We start from the raw sequence: 14,086 nt of genomic DNA on the forward strand, positions 1-14,086 counted from the left end.
CAACTGGGCGGTTGTCCACGGGGCGCGGCGGGGATCGGCGGATGCCTGCACGCTGGGTGCACGCCGATCTTCGAGTCCTGGTGGTGGTAGCCGTGTCGGAGTTGTCCTCCTTTTCGCGTCCGTCGGGTACGGACGTTCCTGCTGCGTGCGAGGTGCCGCACTTCGCTCCGGTGCGGGTGCGGGGCGGGTGGTGTCAGGTGCGGCGGCTGGTCCGGCACCGGAGGCGGGCCCTGGCGGCCGGTCTCGCCGTGACCGCGGCAGCGCTCGTCGCGGCCGGGCCGCGGGACGGGGCGGAGCGGGACACGGGGCCGCCGCCGGGGGTTCGTCCGGTGGTCGATGCCGTGCGGGAGCGGTCCCGGCCGGTCGAGATGGTGAGCGCGCCCGTGCGTATCGCCGACGGCGCGACCGTGCGACTGCTCAGCGCCGGGGACCGGGTCGACGTGGTCGCGGCGCAGCCGTCGGCGGGCGGCGGGGCACGGGTGGTGGCGCGTGGTGCGCGGGTGGCCGAGGTTCCCGAGTCCCCGGACAGCGTGGCCGAGGGGGGTGGCCTGGTCGTTCTGTCCGTGCCGCGCAGGACTGCGACGCAGCTTGCCGGGGCAGGCGCGACGTCACGGCTGGCGGTGACCTTGACGTAGGTTGCGGAGCTGTTCGTTCCACGATCTGTGCACATGAGAAAGGGCTCTTCGGTGAGCGAGAAGAAGCAGGAGCCGAGCGTCTGGGACGGCTTCAAGGCGTTCCTGATGCGCGGGAACGTCGTCGACCTGGCTGTCGCGGTGGTCATCGGTGCCGCCTTCACCAACATCGTCAACTCCCTGGTGAAGGGCGTGATCAATCCGCTGGTCGGCGCCTTCGGCACCAAGGACCTCGACAAGTACAGCTCGTGTCTGAGGGACCCCTGCACCTTCGACCAGGCGACGGGTACCGCGACGAGCGGTATCCCCATCATGTGGGGCACCGTCCTCAGCGCGACGCTCACCTTCGTGATCACCGCGGCCGTCGTCTACTTCCTGATGGTGCTGCCGATGTCCAAGTACCTCGCCCGGCACGCGGCCCGGCAGAAGCTGAAGGAGAACACGCAGGAACTGATCGAGGTGACCGAGCTGGAGGTGCTGAAGCAGATCCGAGACGAGCTGGTGGCGCAGCGCGGCTCCGGGCACGGCGAGCGGTAAGGGATCGCGCAGCAGGACGGCCGCGCCGCGGAGAGTGCCGGGTCAGATGTGGTGGGGCGGCTTCTCGTCCAGGAAACGGGCCAGGTCCGTGGCGCTGTCGCCGGTCGGCCGCTCGCCCCATCCGCGGTCCGTGTCGTCCGCGGACGGACGGCTCAGCGGGTCGTCGAAGACCAGCGCGGCCTTGGGGTCACGCGGTTCGCGCGGTTCGGGGGCGGGCGTGTCACTCATACGTCCAGGGTACGCGGCGTGCGCGGGGCAGGGATCGCGGTGCCGCACCGGGGTGGTACGGGGGCCGAGACTTGTGCCATGACAGTTGATGCTCTGACGGATGTGACCGGGCTGCGCGTGGGGCATGCCACGCGGATCGGCGACGGGTGGCTCACCGGCACGACAGTCGTCCTCGCGCCGGAGGGGGGCGCGGTCGCGGCCGTGGACGTGCGCGGTGGCGGGCCCGGCACCAAGGAGACCGACGCGCTCGATCCGCGCAATGTGGTGCGGACGGTCGAGGCGCTCGTACTGACCGGCGGCAGCGCGTACGGGCTGGACTCGGCGACCGGGGTGATGGCCTGGCTGGAGGAGCGGGGACGCGGGGTGCGGGTCGGTCCCGATCCACGCCATGTCGTGCCCGTCGTGCCGGCGGCCTGCGTCTTCGATCTGGGCCGGGGCGGCGATTTCCGGGCTCGGCCGGGCGCGGCGATGGGCCGGGAGGCGGTGGAGGCCGCCGCCGCGAGCGAGCTGGGAGCGGCCGTGGCGGAAGGGACCGTGGGCGCCGGGACCGGGGCCGCCGTCGGAATGATGAAGGGAGGGATCGGCACGGCGAGTGCCGTTCTCGGGTCGGGGGTCACGGTGGCGGCCCTGGTGGTGGCCAACGCGGCGGGGTCGGTGCTGGAGCCGGAGAAGGGGGCGCTCTACGGGGAGTTGGTCGAGGGGCGGGTGAGCTGTCCGCCCGCGGAGGTGCACGCGGCGGCGCGGGCGCGGCTGGCCGAGGCCGCGGCCGTGAACACCGTTCCGCCGCTCAACACCACGCTGGCGGTGGTCGCCACCGACGCCGCCCTGTCGAAGGCACAGGCCCAGAAGCTGGCGGGCACGGCGCACGACGGCATCGCACGCGCCGTCCGGCCGGTGCACCTGCTCAACGACGGCGACACGGTGTTCGCGCTGTCCACGGACACGCGCCCACTCCCCGCGGACAACCCCCTCGCGCTGAACGACATCCTCGCGGCAGGCGCGGACCTGGTGACCCGCGCGATCGTACGAGCGGTACGCACCGCCGAGTCGGCAAAGGGCCCAGGAGGAGTGTGGCGCTCGCACGGGGAGCTGTACGGGAGGGAGTAGGGGCAGGGGAAGGGGGCGGGCCCCCGGGAGGGCAAGCGGGGCTGGGGCAGAGGGGATTGTCCCGAGTTTGTCACGTCGTGGGGTTCGGGGTGGGGGGAGGGAACCCCGGGGGTCCGTGTGTGCCTCCTTGTTCATGGATCTTCTGCACGGACCCGAACAGACCGTCCCTCTTCCTGAGAAACCTGGAGCAGCCCGTGACAACGCCCGGCACGACAGCGAGGCGCACGCTGGTGGCCTGTGCCGCCCTGATGGTCGGCGCTCTGACCCTCACCGCGTGCGGCGGGGACGCCGAGGCCGACAACAGCAGCGACGACAAGGCCGGTGGGCCCAAGTCCTCGGGGCCGCGGATCGTGATCTCCGCGAAGGACGGTTCGGCGGGGGCGTCGATCAACTCGACCGGGGTGAAGGTCAGCGACGGAAAGCTGACCGAGGTGGCGATGACGGAGTCGGCGACGGGGGCGTCCGTACCGGGGTCGATCGCGGAGAACGGGAAGAGCTGGAAGCCCGAGGAGCGGCTGGAGCGGGGGACGAAGTACCGGATATCGGCCGCCGCCGAGGGCGGGGACGGAAAGGCGGCCGCCGCCAATTCCACGTTCACCACCGTGTCCACGGAGAACAGTTTCATCGGGACGTACACGCCGGACGACGGCACGAAGGTCGGCGTCGGGATGCCGGTGTCCTTCACCTTCGACAAGGCGATCAGCGACAAGAAGGCCGTCCAGTCGCACATCCGGGTCAGGTCCAGCAGCGGACAGAAGGTGGTCGGGCACTGGTTCGGCACGCAGCGGCTGGACTTCCGGCCCGAGACGTACTGGAAGGCCGGTTCCAAGGTCACGATGGACATCGACCTGGACGGCGTCGAGGGCGCGAACGGCGTCTACGGGGTGCAGGACAGGACCGTCACCTTCACCGTCGGGCGCTCCCAGGTGTCCACGGTCGATGTCGCCACGCAGACGATGAAGGTCGTGCGTGACGGGAAGACCGTCAGGACGATCCCGATCTCGTCGGGCAGCGCGGAGACCAGCACGTACAACGGCCGGATGGTGATCTCCGAGAAGTTCCGGCAGACGCGGATGAACGGGGCGACGGTCGGCCACGGCGGCGAGTACGACATCGAGGACGTGCCGAACGCGATGCGGCTGACGACTTCTGGGACGTTCATCCACGGCAACTACTGGTACAACAAGGGCAATCCGCCGTTCGGCAAGGAGGGCACGAGCCACGGCTGCGTCGGTCTCGCGGACGTGCGGGGCGCCGCGGGCGACACGAACGGCAAGTGGTTCTTCGACAACTCACTCGTCGGGGACGTCGTGACGGTGAAGAACTCCCCCGACAAGGCGGTCGCGCCGGACAACGGGCTCAACGGCTGGAACATGGCATGGAGTGCCTGGACCGCCGGAAGTGCCGTCTGACCAGAGGATTTTGAGGTTTTATCGGGCCGCGGGGGAACATCTCCCGCGGCCACGGCGTTTTCTGTGTGTACGTTTTCTCGGTTCCCGGACATGATGTCCGACCGAGGGGCTACGGTATGCACTCACCAGGTGACATGCAGCAACGCCGGGAGAAGCCTTGAGCGTTCCGTACGAGACGGCAGCGTACGAGCCACCCGAGTCGCCCGAGTCTCCGGAGGAGCATCTCGCGCGACTCCTCGGTCGCGCCATGAACTCCTTCGAGCTGGCGGACGACACGATACGGCGGCTCGACCGGGCGCTGGCCCACGACAGTTCACTGCACTCCGCGCACCACAGCGCGGGGCTGCACCGCGAGACGTACCGCCATACCTGGCTGCTCGCCGATGGGAGCGCGCTCACACTCTGGGAGCTCGTCCACAACACCGCGCCGAGCCGCGAGACGCAGCACGAGGTCTACGAGGACGAGGAGGAGCTGCGTACCGCGACCGTGCGTCTGCCGCTGCCCTCGGACGCCCCTGACTTCGAACTGCCGGTCTGGGTGCGGCTGTCGCCCCTTCCCGAGCCGTTGCACGCCTATGTCCTGGACAACTCGGCGGACCACGGCCGGCGATTACTTCGCCGCGCCGAGAACACGGACCGGCCGGGCGAGGACGTGGCCGCGCTGCTGCGCACGGCGTTCGCCCACCAGATCACCCAGGCTTTCGGCCCGCCCTGCCGGGCCGGCCGGGGCCGGCTGTGCTTCTCGCTCTACGAGCACGCGTTCCTGCTCGGGGACGGCCGCAGGCTCTCCCTGTGGGAGGTCGAGCACACGGCCACGCCGGACGGGCGGCACATGTGCGAGGTGTATCCGTCGGAGAAGGACGCCCGGGAGGCCATGGAGCGACGGGCCGCGAACCTGCGGTGAGCGCCGGTGGGGGACGTACGGACAGGGTGGTGGGGCGGGGCGGCGGCCCCGGGCCCCCCCCCCGCCCCGGCGCCCCGCCGCGCCCCCCCCGCCCCCCCCCCCGGCCCGGGCCCCGGGGGGCGCGGCGGCGGGCGGGGGGGGGGGGGGGGGGGGGGCCCCGCGGGCGGGGGGGGGGGGGGGGGCGGGCGCCCCGCCCCACCACCCTGTGCGCTCCTGACCGGAGCGCCGCCTACGCCGCGACCGGGTCCTTCCGCCGGGCGGCCGTCCCGGGTTCGGCCGCCTTCGTCGTGCCGCCGTCGGGGACCTGCTTGCGCAGGCCCTTCAGGACGATGACCAGGCCGGCCGTGACCGCCGTGCCGACCAGGATGGCCAGCAGGTAGAGGAACGGCTTGCCGATCAGGAAGGTGACCCAGACACCTCCGTGCGGGGCGCGCAGGGTCGAACCGAAGGCCATGGTCAGGGCGCCGGTGACCGCGCCGCCCGCCATCGATGCCGGGATGACCCGCAGTGGGTCGGCGGCCGCGAACGGGATGGCCCCCTCGGTGATGAAGGACGCGCCGAGAACCCAGGCGGCCTTGCCGTTCTCCTGCTCGGCCGGGGTGAAGAGCTTCTTGCGGAGGGTGGTCGCCAGCGCCATGCCGAGCGGCGGGACCATGCCCGCGGCCATCACGGCCGCCATGATCTTCATCGCCGAGTCGCTGGGGTCCTGCACGGCGATACCGGCCGTGGCGAAGGCGTACGCGACCTTGTTGACCGGGCCGCCGAGGTCGAAGCACATCATCAGGCCGAGCAGGACGCCGAGCAGGACCGCGTTCGTGCCGGAGAGGCCGCCGAGCCAGTCCGTCATGGCGTCCTGGGCCTCGGCGATGGGCTTGCCGATCACGATCAGCATCAGGAAGCCGACGACGATCGACGAGAGCAGCGGGATCACGACCACCGGCATGATGCCGCGCAGCACCGGCGGGATCCTGACCCGCTGGATGGCGAGGACCACCGCGCCCGCCAGCAGACCGGCGACCAGGCCGCCGAGGAAACCGGCGTTGATGTTGTAGGAGATCATGCCGCCGACGAAGCCCGGTACGAGGCCCGGCCGGTCCGCCATCCCGTAGGCGATGTAGCCGGCGAGGACCGGGATCAGGAAGCCGAAGGCGACGCCGCCGATCTGGAACAGCAGGGCACCCCAGCTGTCGACCTGGCCCCAGTCGAACACCTCGGTGACCGGCTTGGCGTCAGAGATCCGGTAACCGCCGATGGCGAATCCGAGTGCGATCAGCAGACCGCCCGCGGCCACGAAGGGGACCATGTAACTCACGCCGGTCATCAGCCACTTGCGGAGTCTGGTGCCGTAGCCGTCCTCGGGTTCGCCCGCACGGTCGACCGGTGTGCCGCCGGAGCGGGCGGCCGATGTGCTCTCGCCGCGCTCCGCCCTGCCGCGTACGTCCGCGATCAGTTCGGCGGCCCTGCTGATGCCCGCCTTCACACCGACGTCCACGGTGGGCTTGCCTGCGAACCGGTCCTTCTCCCGTACGGGCACGTCGTGCGCGAAGATCACGCCGTCCGCCGCGGCGATGACGGCGGGGTCGAGCCGGGTGAAGCCGGCCGAGCCCTGCGTCTCGACGACGACCTCGACGTCGCCGGCCTCACGGCCCGCGTTCTCCAGCGACTCGGCGGCCATGTAGGTGTGCGCGATGCCGGTGGGGCAGGAGGTGACGGCGACGATCCGGAACGGGCGCCCGGGCGCCGCGCTCGCGGGCGCCGCACTCCCGGCCGCTGCACTCCCGGCCTCGGACCCGGACCCGGCCTCGGTCTCGGTCTCGGACCCAGTTACGGGGCCGGTGGCGGTGTCGTCCCGCACCTGCGGCGCCGGGGCAGGTGCCGCCGCAGAGACAGGGGCGGGGCCAGCTTCCGGGGCAGATGGCGTTTCGGTCGCCGGGGTCGCTGCGGCCTCCGCGGGCTGCGTGCCGGCCGCCCCGGGTGCCGCGTCGCCGCGGATGAGGGCCGCCGCGGCCGTCGCGTCGTCCACCGACCGCAGCGCGGACGTGAACTGGGCGTTCATCAGCTGCCGGGCCAGCGACGACAGGATGGTGAGGTGGGCGTCGTCCGCTCCGGCCGGGGCGGCGATCAGGAAGATCAGGTCGGCGGGACCGTCCGGCGCGCCGAAGTCGATGCCGGCGGGGCTGCGTCCGAAGGCCAGGGTCGGCTCGGTGACGTGCTCGCTGCGGCAGTGCGGGATGCCGATGCCGCCGTCGAGGCCGGTCGGCATCTGGGCCTCGCGGGCGGCCACGTCGGCGAGGAATCCGTCCAGGTCGGTCACCCGCCCCAGGGACACCATGCGCTCGGCGAGGGCACGCGCCGCCGCTTCCTTCGTATCGGCGGACAGGTCGAGATCGACCAGGTCCGCGGTGATCATCTCGCTCATCGCGGGCTCCTTCGCACGCGTATCGCCCGGGGACAGTGCTGGGCGAGGGTGGGGACGGACGTGGGGACAGACGGGGGGACGGGGGTGGGAACTCGGGGCTCGCGGCGGGGGGAGCCGCGACCGAGGGCGGTGGGCGGGCGGTGGGTTCTCATGACGCCGGCTCCGTCAGTACGCGGTCGGCCGGGATGTCCGCGGTGACCGTCACCGCGGAGGGATCGAGGTTCGCCGGGCCCGGCATCACGCTGCCCGGCAACTGGACGGCCGCCGCCCCGTGGGCCACGGCGGAAGCGAGCGCGCCGGGTCCGCCGCCGCCGGCGACGAGGAAGCCGGCGAGGGAGGAGTCGCCGGCGCCCACGTTGCTGCGTACGGTATCGACGCGTGCGCTCGCGAACCACGCGCCCTCCTCGCCGACGAGGAGCTGGCCGTCCGCGCCGAGGGAGGCCAGCACGGTCCGGGCGCCCAGCGCGCGGAGCTCTTCGGCGGCCTTGACCGCGTCGCCCACCGTGGTGAGCGGGCGGCCGACGGCCTCGGCGAGTTCCTCGGCGTTCGGCTTGACGACGTCGGGCCGTTCCCGCAGGGCCGCGAGCAGCGCCGGTCCCGAGGTGTCCAGCGCGATCCGGGTGCCTGCCCGGTGGGCGCGGGCGACCAGTTCGGCGTACCAGGAGGGTGCGAGGCCGCGGGGCAGGCTGCCGCAGCAGGCGATCCAGTCGGCGTCGCGGGACTGCTCACGCACGGTTTCCAGGAGTGACTCCTGCTCGGCGGCGGTGAGTTCGGGCCCGGGTGCGTTGATCTTCGTGAGGACGCCGTCCGCTTCGGCGAGGGCGATGTTCGAGCGGGTCGCCCCGGCGACCGGGACCGGCGCGACCTCGATGCCCTGCGCGTCGAGCAGTGTGGCGACGAGGGCGCCCGGTGCGCCGCCGAGCGGGAGGACGGCGACGGTGCGCCGGCCGGCCGCGGCGACGGCCCGGGAGACGTTGACGCCCTTGCCGCCCGGGTCCATGCGTTCGCCGGTGGCCCGGATGACCTCGCCGCGGTCCAGCGAGGGGACCTCGTACGTGCGGTCGAGGGACGGGTTCGGGGTGACGGTGAGGATCATGCGCACTCGTTTCTGGCCACACGGCACTTCTTCGCCGGACACGCGGCGTTGCGGTCGCCGCACGCGCAGCGGTTCGGCCGCTGGACGTACAGCACTCGGGCGGCTACACGCACAGCACCTCGGTGCCGCCGCGCTCGATGGCGGTGACGTCGTGCGGGCTCAGCCCGCTGTCGGTGATCAACAGGTCCACTTCGTCGAGGCCGCCGAAGCGCGCGAAATGCTCCTGGCCGTGCTTGGCCGAGTCGGCGAGCAGCACGACGCGGCGGGCCGCGGCGAGGGCGGCGCGTTTCACGGCGGCCTCGGCGAGGTCCGGGGTGGTCAGGCCGTGTTCGGCGGAGAAGCCGTTCGCCGCGAGGAAGGCCACGTCCGCGCGGATCTCCCCGTACGCCCGCAGCGCCCAGGCGTCGACCGCCGCGCGCGTACGGTGCCGGACGCGGCCTCCGATGAGATGGAGCTGCATGCCGGGGTGGTCGGCGAGGCGGGCCGCGATGGGGAGGCTGTGGGTCACGACGGTGAGCGTCGCCTCCAGCGGGAGGGCTCCGGCGAGGCGGGCGACGGTCGTGCCGGCGTCGAGGATCATCGTGCCCTGGTCGGGCAGTTCGGCGAGGGCCGCCTTGGCGATGCGGTCCTTCTCGTCCGCGGCGGTGCTCTCGCGTTCGGCGAGGTCGGGCTCGAAGTCGAGCCGTCCGGCCGGTATGGCGCCGCCGTGGACCCGGCGCAGCAGACCCGCGCGGTCGAGGGCTTTCAGGTCCCGCCGGATGGTCTCGGCGGTGACCTGGAACTCCTCCGCCAGTGACACCACGTCCACCCGTCCGCCGTCACGTGCGAGCCGGAGGATCTCCTGCTGTCGCTCAGGTGCATACATGCCCGTTCGCCTCCGCTCTGTGCCCGAACCTGTGGTTTCACCGGCAGGCTACGCCTGCATTTCGGCAAAGTAAACAGGTTCGGGCACGGAGGTGGGCATGAACGGACATGCGGCACGGACCCTCGCGGTCAGCGGACGAGCTCGTAGTCAGGGGACGAGCTCGTAGTCAGGGGACGAGCTGGCGGTCAGCGGACGACTGGCGGTCGAGCCGCCGAGTTCGCGGTCAGCCGACGAGTTCGCGCTCCGACTCCTCGGTGGAGGCCGCCGAGCCGGACCCGGAGGCGGTGTCGGCGTCAGGCGTGGCGTCCGCCGCGTCGGCTCCTTCCACGTGCTGGGCGGGACGCTTCGGGAGGGCGAACATCAGGAGGAAGATGACCGTCATCACCACGGCGACCCAGAGCAGCGCCTGCTGGAAGGCGTCGACGAAGGCGGGACCCACCTCCGGCGGTGCCAGCCGGTCGGACATCGCGCCGAAGAAGACGACGGAGACCAGGCCGAGGCCGAGGGCGTTGCCCATCTGCTGGACGGTGTTGATCAGGCCGGACGCCGAGCCGGAGTGCTCACGCGGGACGCCGGAGAGGATCGCGTCGGTCAGCGGGGCGACGATCAGGCCCATGCCGACACCCATGACGACCAGCGGAAGGGCCATCTGCCAGGAGGCGATGGACAGGCCGTAGCGCTCCGACTCCCAGATGTAGAGCAGGACGCCCGCGGCCATGGTGAGCGCGCCCGTCTGCAGCACCGCGCGGCCGAACCGCGGCACCAGTTTCTGTACCGACAGGCCGGCCGCCACCGACACCGCGATGGAGAAGGGCACGCCCGTCAGGCCCGCCCGGAGCGGGCTCCAGCCCAGACCGGTCTGCATGTAGAGCGTCCAGACCAGGAAGAAGATGCCGAGGCCGATCCCGAAGACGGTCTGTACGGCGATACCCGCGGCGAAGCTCTTGACCTTGAACAGCGAGAGCTCGACGAGGGGGGAACCGTCGCGCGCCGCCTTCCTCTTCTCGTACGCCACCAGCGCCGCGAAGACGACGAGGGAGCCGCCCATCGACACGAATCCCCACGTCGGCCAGTCCAGCTCGCGGCCGCGGATGAGCGGGTAGAGCAGCATCAGCAGACCCAGGGTGACCAGCGCGACGCCGACCAGGTCGAGCTTGAGGGCGCGCGGGGCCTTGGACTCGGTGATGAACTTCCGGCCCAGGAGCAGGCCCGCGATGCCCACCGGGAGGTTGATGAGGAAGATCGGCCGCCACTCCAGGCCGAACAGGTTCCACTCGGTGAGCAGGGCGCCGAAGAGGGGGCCGGAGACCGCGCCCAGGCCGACGATCGCGCCGAACAGGCCGAAGACCTTGCCGCGTTCGTGCGCGGGGAACGTGGCGTGCACGATCGACAGGACCTGCGGCACCATCAGCGCGGCCATGGCGCCCTGGAGGATGCGGGAGGCGACCAGCATGTCCGGGTTCACGGCGAAGCCGCAGAGCGCGGACGCGAGGGTGAAGCCTCCGATGCCGATGAGGAAGAGGCGCTTGCGTCCGTGGATGTCTCCGAGCCGCCCGCCGGTGATCAGACCCGCGGCGAAGGCGAGCGCGTAGCCCGCCGTGATCCATTGGATCTGGCTGAAGGACGCACCGGCCTCCCGCTGGATCGACGGGATCGCGATGTTGACGATCGTGACGTCGACCAGGTCCATGAAGGCCGCGGTCATGACGATGGCCAGCGCGTACCAGCGTCGGCGGTCCGCCTCCGGCCGAGGGCTTGCGAGTGTGCCGCTTGAAGAGGTCATGTCGTGAAGGTAGGAGGGATGTAGGTCAGTTCATGTCCTAGTTCTGCGGCATCCTCGGAGCAGTGACGAAGACAGAGAGATTGCGCGGTTCCCCGCTCCTCCGGGCGCGGTTTCACCTCAGGGAGGCCCCATGAGTACGGACACTCCGGCGCGGCTGCTTCAGTTGTTGTCCCTTCTTCAGACTCCGCGGGAGTGGCCCGGCGGGGAGCTCTCGGACCGGCTCGGGGTGTCGCGGCGGACCGTGCGGCGGGATGTCGACCGGTTGCGGGAGCTGGGCTATCCCGTGCAGGCGACCAAGGGGACGGACGGCGGCTATCGGCTGGTCGCGGGGAAGGCCATGCCGCCGTTGGTCCTCGACGACGAGGAGGCGGTGGCGATCGCGGTGGGTCTGCGGGCCGGTGCGGGGCACGCCGTCGAGGGGGTCGACGAAGCCTCGGTCCGGGCGCTGGCCAAACTCGAACAGGTCCTGCCCAGCCGTCTCCGCCATCGTGTCGCCACCCTGCAGGCCGCCACCACTCCCCTGACGACGGGCGACGGCGCGAGCATCGCGCCCGAGACGCTGACCGTGATGGCCTCGACGATCGCGGGGCGGGAGCGGCTGCGGTTCGCGTACCGCGCTAAGGACGGGGCGGACAGCCGGCGGCAGACCGAGCCGTACCGGCTGGTGTCGACGGGGCGGCGCTGGTACCTCGTCGCGTACGACCTCGGCCGCGAGGACTGGCGGACGTTCCGTGTCGACCGGGTGTCCGACCCTTTCGCCACCGGGGCCCGCTTCACCCCGCGTGAGCTGCCGACGGGGGACGCGGCCGAGTATCTGCGGCAGTCGATGTACCGGCGGCAGGAGACGTACGAGTTCGACGTGACGTTCCTCGCGCCCGCGGACTTCATCGCGGCGCGGCTGCCCGCGTGGCTGGGGACGCCCGAACCGGTGGACGACCAGCGGTGCCGGTTGCGTGCCTCGACCGGTGACGCGGTGGAGTGGATGGCGGTGCGGCTCGCGATGGCGGACTGCGAGTTCACCGTGCACGGGCCCCCGGAACTCGTCCGCTGCGTACGGGACCTGGGAGGCCGGCTGAGCCGGGCCGCCGGGGGCTGAGGGGGCGAGGTGTAGGCGGGGGCGTCGGCGGGGGCATCGGCGGGATTGTCGACGAGGGCGTCGGTGACGGTGACGGTGGCGGTGGCGGTGGCGGTGCACTGATCGGCAGGATGTGCCCGCGTGACACAATGTGCCACCTGGGTCACCCCGGGGTTCAGGTTCGGGGTGGCCCAGCTCTCGTGCCCGGACCGACGACGGACGCCCGGCGTGCACTCCTGTACGGCCTCGCGCGCCCCCCGGATGCGCGCCCCCGGATACAGCCGAGCCCCGGCGCCAGGGGGGGGAGGCGCCGGAGCTCGGCTCTGGAAGAGTCCCGGCACCGGGGGGAGTGCGTCGGGACTCGGCTTTGGGGGCCCTGGAGTTTTGTGCCCCGGGACCGCTCTCTTGAAGCGACTGTAAACGGACTTCTGTGCGACCCGATGAGCGTTGACCAGCCAAAGCCGTACGGCTCGACCGGCGCTCCACCCGTCAGCGGGGACCGCGGTAGGGTCGCCTGCCCCCGGAACGCGAACCCAATCCTCTCGGCGAGCACGAGTTTCTCTCACCCGATCGGCGAGGTGGGCGTCGACGCGGCCGGGCGTGGCGAGGGCTGTGGCGAGGGCGGTCCCCTTCGCGTCGGGCGTCGCGGCGCGGTCGGCGTCGCGGGCACCGGCGCGGAGGGCTTTGCAGGCACCGGCGCGGCGAGCGCTGTCACCCCACGGGCCCGGTCGCCAGGGCCATCCTCTATCCGCCGCCCGAGCCGTCCGCCGTCCGAGGCGTCCGCAGTCCGTCGCCCGGGCTGTCCGTCGCCCGCGCTGTCCGCCTTTCGTCGGCCGTCCGTCGGCCGGGGCGGCGCCTGTCCGTCGGCCGGGGCGGCACCACGGCGGCGGGGCCGCCGACCCCGCTCCGCATCCAACGGCTCTGGCCCGGCCCCCGATCCCCGGCCCCCGGTCCCCGGCCCGGCGCCGGACGAACCGGCGCCCTCGGGCCGGGCAGGGCCGCCCGAAGGGCCTACGCCTACGCCGCGGCGTCGAAGCCCGTGGAGCGGGCCAGCTTCTTCAGTTCCATCAGGGCGTGCTTCTCGATCTGGCGGATGCGCTCACGGGTGAGGCCGTGCTCCTTGCCGACCTCCGTCAGCGTGCGCTCGCGGCCGTCCTCGATCCCGTACCGCATCTTGATGATCGAGGCCGTGCGCTGGTCGAGGCGGCCGATCAGGTCGTCCAGCTCCTCGCTGCGCAGCAGCGTCATCACGGACTGCTCGGGGGAGACGGCGGAGGTGTCCTCCAGCAGGTCACCGAACTGGGTGTCGCCCTCGTCGTCCACCGCCATGTTCAGCGAGACCGGGTCGCGGGCCCAGTCGAGCACGTCGACGACGCGCTCCGGGTTGGACCCCAGCTCCGCGGCGATCTCCGCGGGCTCCGGGTCGCGGCCGTGCTCGCGGTTGAACTCGCGCTGCACTCGGCGGATCCGGCCCAGCTCCTCCACCAGGTGGACGGGGAGCCGGATGGTGCGGGACTGGTCGGCGATGGACCGGGTGATGGCCTGACGGATCCACCAGGTCGCGTACGTCGAGAACTTGAAGCCCTTGCGGTAGTCGAACTTCTCGACCGCGCGGACCAGGCCGGCGTTGCCCTCCTGGATCAGGTCCAGCAGGGGCAGGCCGCTGCGCGGGTAGCGTCGCGCGACCGCGACGACCAGGCGGAGGTTCGAGCGGATGAAGACGTCCTTGGCCCGCTCGGCGGCGGCGACCAGCGCTTCCAGCTCCTCGCGGGAGGCCCGCACCTTCGTCTCGGTGGCCTCACCGTCCAGGAGCTGTCGCGCGTACACACCGGCCTCGATGGTCTGGGACAGCTCGACCTCCTTGGCGGCGTCGAGCAGTGGCGTACGCGCGATCTCGTCGAGATACATGCCGACCAGGTCGCGGTCGGCGATCTCGCCGCCTACGACGCGAACACTGCGTGCCGCGTCGGTCTCGCCGGAGGCGGACTTACGACGGGCGACGGCACGGGTTGCCATGCGTGCTCCCTT

General features: G+C 72.1%; 12 protein-coding genes. 6 read left to right on the forward strand and 6 right to left on the reverse strand.

Annotation, left to right across the window (positions count from 1 at the left end; genetic code table 11):
- The first annotated feature begins 41 nt into the window (after nucleotides 1-41).
- On the forward strand, nucleotides 42-635 hold the full coding sequence (locus ACFYXC_RS11990) for a hypothetical protein (protein WP_389549774.1): 594 nt from the start codon (nucleotides 42-44) through the stop codon (nucleotides 633-635).
- 33 nt (nucleotides 636-668) lie between these two features.
- Complete coding sequence (gene mscL, locus ACFYXC_RS11995; RefSeq protein WP_389549777.1) at nucleotides 669-1,169, forward strand: large conductance mechanosensitive channel protein MscL; 501 nt, start codon at nucleotides 669-671, stop codon at nucleotides 1,167-1,169.
- A 42-nt stretch (nucleotides 1,170-1,211) separates the two neighbouring features.
- On the opposite strand, the gene ACFYXC_RS12000 is transcribed toward mscL, so the two are convergent.
- Nucleotides 1,212-1,397 carry a hypothetical protein gene (locus ACFYXC_RS12000; RefSeq protein WP_389549780.1) on the reverse strand — a complete coding sequence of 62 codons (186 nt, stop codon included), beginning with the start codon at nucleotides 1,395-1,397 and terminating at the stop codon, nucleotides 1,212-1,214.
- 78 nt (nucleotides 1,398-1,475) lie between these two features.
- On the opposite strand from ACFYXC_RS12000, the gene ACFYXC_RS12005 reads away from it, so the two are divergent.
- The 3 genes from ACFYXC_RS12005 to ACFYXC_RS12015 all read left to right on the forward strand — a co-directional run bounded on the left by ACFYXC_RS12005 (nucleotide 1,476) and on the right by ACFYXC_RS12015 (nucleotide 4,820).
- Nucleotides 1,476-2,504: a P1 family peptidase gene (locus ACFYXC_RS12005; RefSeq protein WP_389549783.1), complete on the forward strand. Its 1,029-nt coding sequence runs from the start codon at nucleotides 1,476-1,478 to the stop codon at nucleotides 2,502-2,504.
- Nucleotides 2,505-2,698: 194 nt separating this feature from the next.
- Nucleotides 2,699-3,916 (forward strand): Ig-like domain-containing protein, encoded by a 1,218-nt coding sequence (locus tag ACFYXC_RS12010; RefSeq protein WP_389549785.1) that lies wholly within the window; start codon nucleotides 2,699-2,701, stop codon nucleotides 3,914-3,916.
- A 157-nt stretch (nucleotides 3,917-4,073) separates the two neighbouring features.
- Complete coding sequence (locus ACFYXC_RS12015) at nucleotides 4,074-4,820, forward strand: DUF6227 family protein (protein ID WP_389549789.1); 747 nt, start codon at nucleotides 4,074-4,076, stop codon at nucleotides 4,818-4,820.
- A 229-nt stretch (nucleotides 4,821-5,049) separates the two neighbouring features.
- On the opposite strand, the gene ACFYXC_RS12020 is transcribed toward ACFYXC_RS12015, so the two are convergent.
- From ACFYXC_RS12020 to ACFYXC_RS12035, 4 genes are all read right to left on the reverse strand, one after another.
- Nucleotides 5,050-7,239, reverse strand: coding sequence for a fructose-specific PTS transporter subunit EIIC (locus ACFYXC_RS12020; RefSeq protein ID WP_389549792.1), 2,190 nt, complete (start codon nucleotides 7,237-7,239; stop codon nucleotides 5,050-5,052).
- 148 nt (nucleotides 7,240-7,387) lie between these two features.
- Complete coding sequence (pfkB, locus tag ACFYXC_RS12025; RefSeq protein WP_389549795.1) at nucleotides 7,388-8,335, reverse strand: 1-phosphofructokinase; 948 nt, start codon at nucleotides 8,333-8,335, stop codon at nucleotides 7,388-7,390.
- Nucleotides 8,336-8,438: 103 nt separating this feature from the next.
- Nucleotides 8,439-9,200 (reverse strand): DeoR/GlpR family DNA-binding transcription regulator, encoded by a 762-nt coding sequence (locus ACFYXC_RS12030; RefSeq protein ID WP_388919017.1) that lies wholly within the window; start codon nucleotides 9,198-9,200, stop codon nucleotides 8,439-8,441.
- Nucleotides 9,201-9,423: 223 nt separating this feature from the next.
- Complete coding sequence (locus ACFYXC_RS12035) at nucleotides 9,424-10,983, reverse strand: MFS transporter (RefSeq protein ID WP_389549799.1); 1,560 nt, start codon at nucleotides 10,981-10,983, stop codon at nucleotides 9,424-9,426.
- Between the two features lie 130 nt (nucleotides 10,984-11,113).
- On the opposite strand from ACFYXC_RS12035, the gene ACFYXC_RS12040 reads away from it, so the two are divergent.
- Nucleotides 11,114-12,079, forward strand: a complete 966-nt coding sequence (locus ACFYXC_RS12040) for a helix-turn-helix transcriptional regulator (protein WP_389549801.1) — start codon at nucleotides 11,114-11,116, stop codon at nucleotides 12,077-12,079.
- Nucleotides 12,080-13,075: 996 nt separating this feature from the next.
- Here ACFYXC_RS12040 and ACFYXC_RS12045 read toward each other — a convergent pair.
- Entirely contained in the window at nucleotides 13,076-14,074 is a 999-nt protein-coding gene (locus ACFYXC_RS12045) for an RNA polymerase sigma factor RpoD/SigA (protein WP_388919026.1), read from the reverse strand.
- Between the last annotated feature and the right edge of the window lie 12 nt (nucleotides 14,075-14,086).

Origin of the sequence: Streptomyces sp. NPDC002701, assembly GCF_042889045.1 — a bacterium.
Classification (GTDB): Bacteria; Actinomycetota; Actinomycetes; order Streptomycetales; family Streptomycetaceae; genus Streptomyces.

Excerpts from the sequence above, each read along its gene's own strand:
- ACFYXC_RS11990 (WP_389549774.1), top strand. The coding sequence starts at position 42 with ATGCCTGCACGCTGGGTGCACGCCGATCTTCGAGTCCTGGTGGTGGTA.
- mscL (WP_389549777.1), top strand. The coding sequence starts at position 669 with ATGAGAAAGGGCTCTTCGGTGAGCGAGAAGAAGCAGGAGCCGAGCGTC.
- ACFYXC_RS12000 (WP_389549780.1), bottom strand. The coding sequence starts at position 1,397 with ATGAGTGACACGCCCGCCCCCGAACCGCGCGAACCGCGTGACCCCAAG.
- ACFYXC_RS12005 (WP_389549783.1), top strand. The coding sequence starts at position 1,476 with ATGACAGTTGATGCTCTGACGGATGTGACCGGGCTGCGCGTGGGGCAT.
- ACFYXC_RS12020 (WP_389549792.1), bottom strand. The coding sequence starts at position 7,239 with ATGAGCGAGATGATCACCGCGGACCTGGTCGATCTCGACCTGTCCGCC.
- pfkB (WP_389549795.1), bottom strand. The coding sequence starts at position 8,335 with ATGATCCTCACCGTCACCCCGAACCCGTCCCTCGACCGCACGTACGAG.
- ACFYXC_RS12030 (WP_388919017.1), bottom strand. The coding sequence starts at position 9,200 with ATGTATGCACCTGAGCGACAGCAGGAGATCCTCCGGCTCGCACGTGAC.
- ACFYXC_RS12035 (WP_389549799.1), bottom strand. The coding sequence starts at position 10,983 with ATGACCTCTTCAAGCGGCACACTCGCAAGCCCTCGGCCGGAGGCGGAC.
- ACFYXC_RS12040 (WP_389549801.1), top strand. The coding sequence starts at position 11,114 with ATGAGTACGGACACTCCGGCGCGGCTGCTTCAGTTGTTGTCCCTTCTT.
- ACFYXC_RS12045 (WP_388919026.1), bottom strand. The coding sequence starts at position 14,074 with ATGGCAACCCGTGCCGTCGCCCGTCGTAAGTCCGCCTCCGGCGAGACC.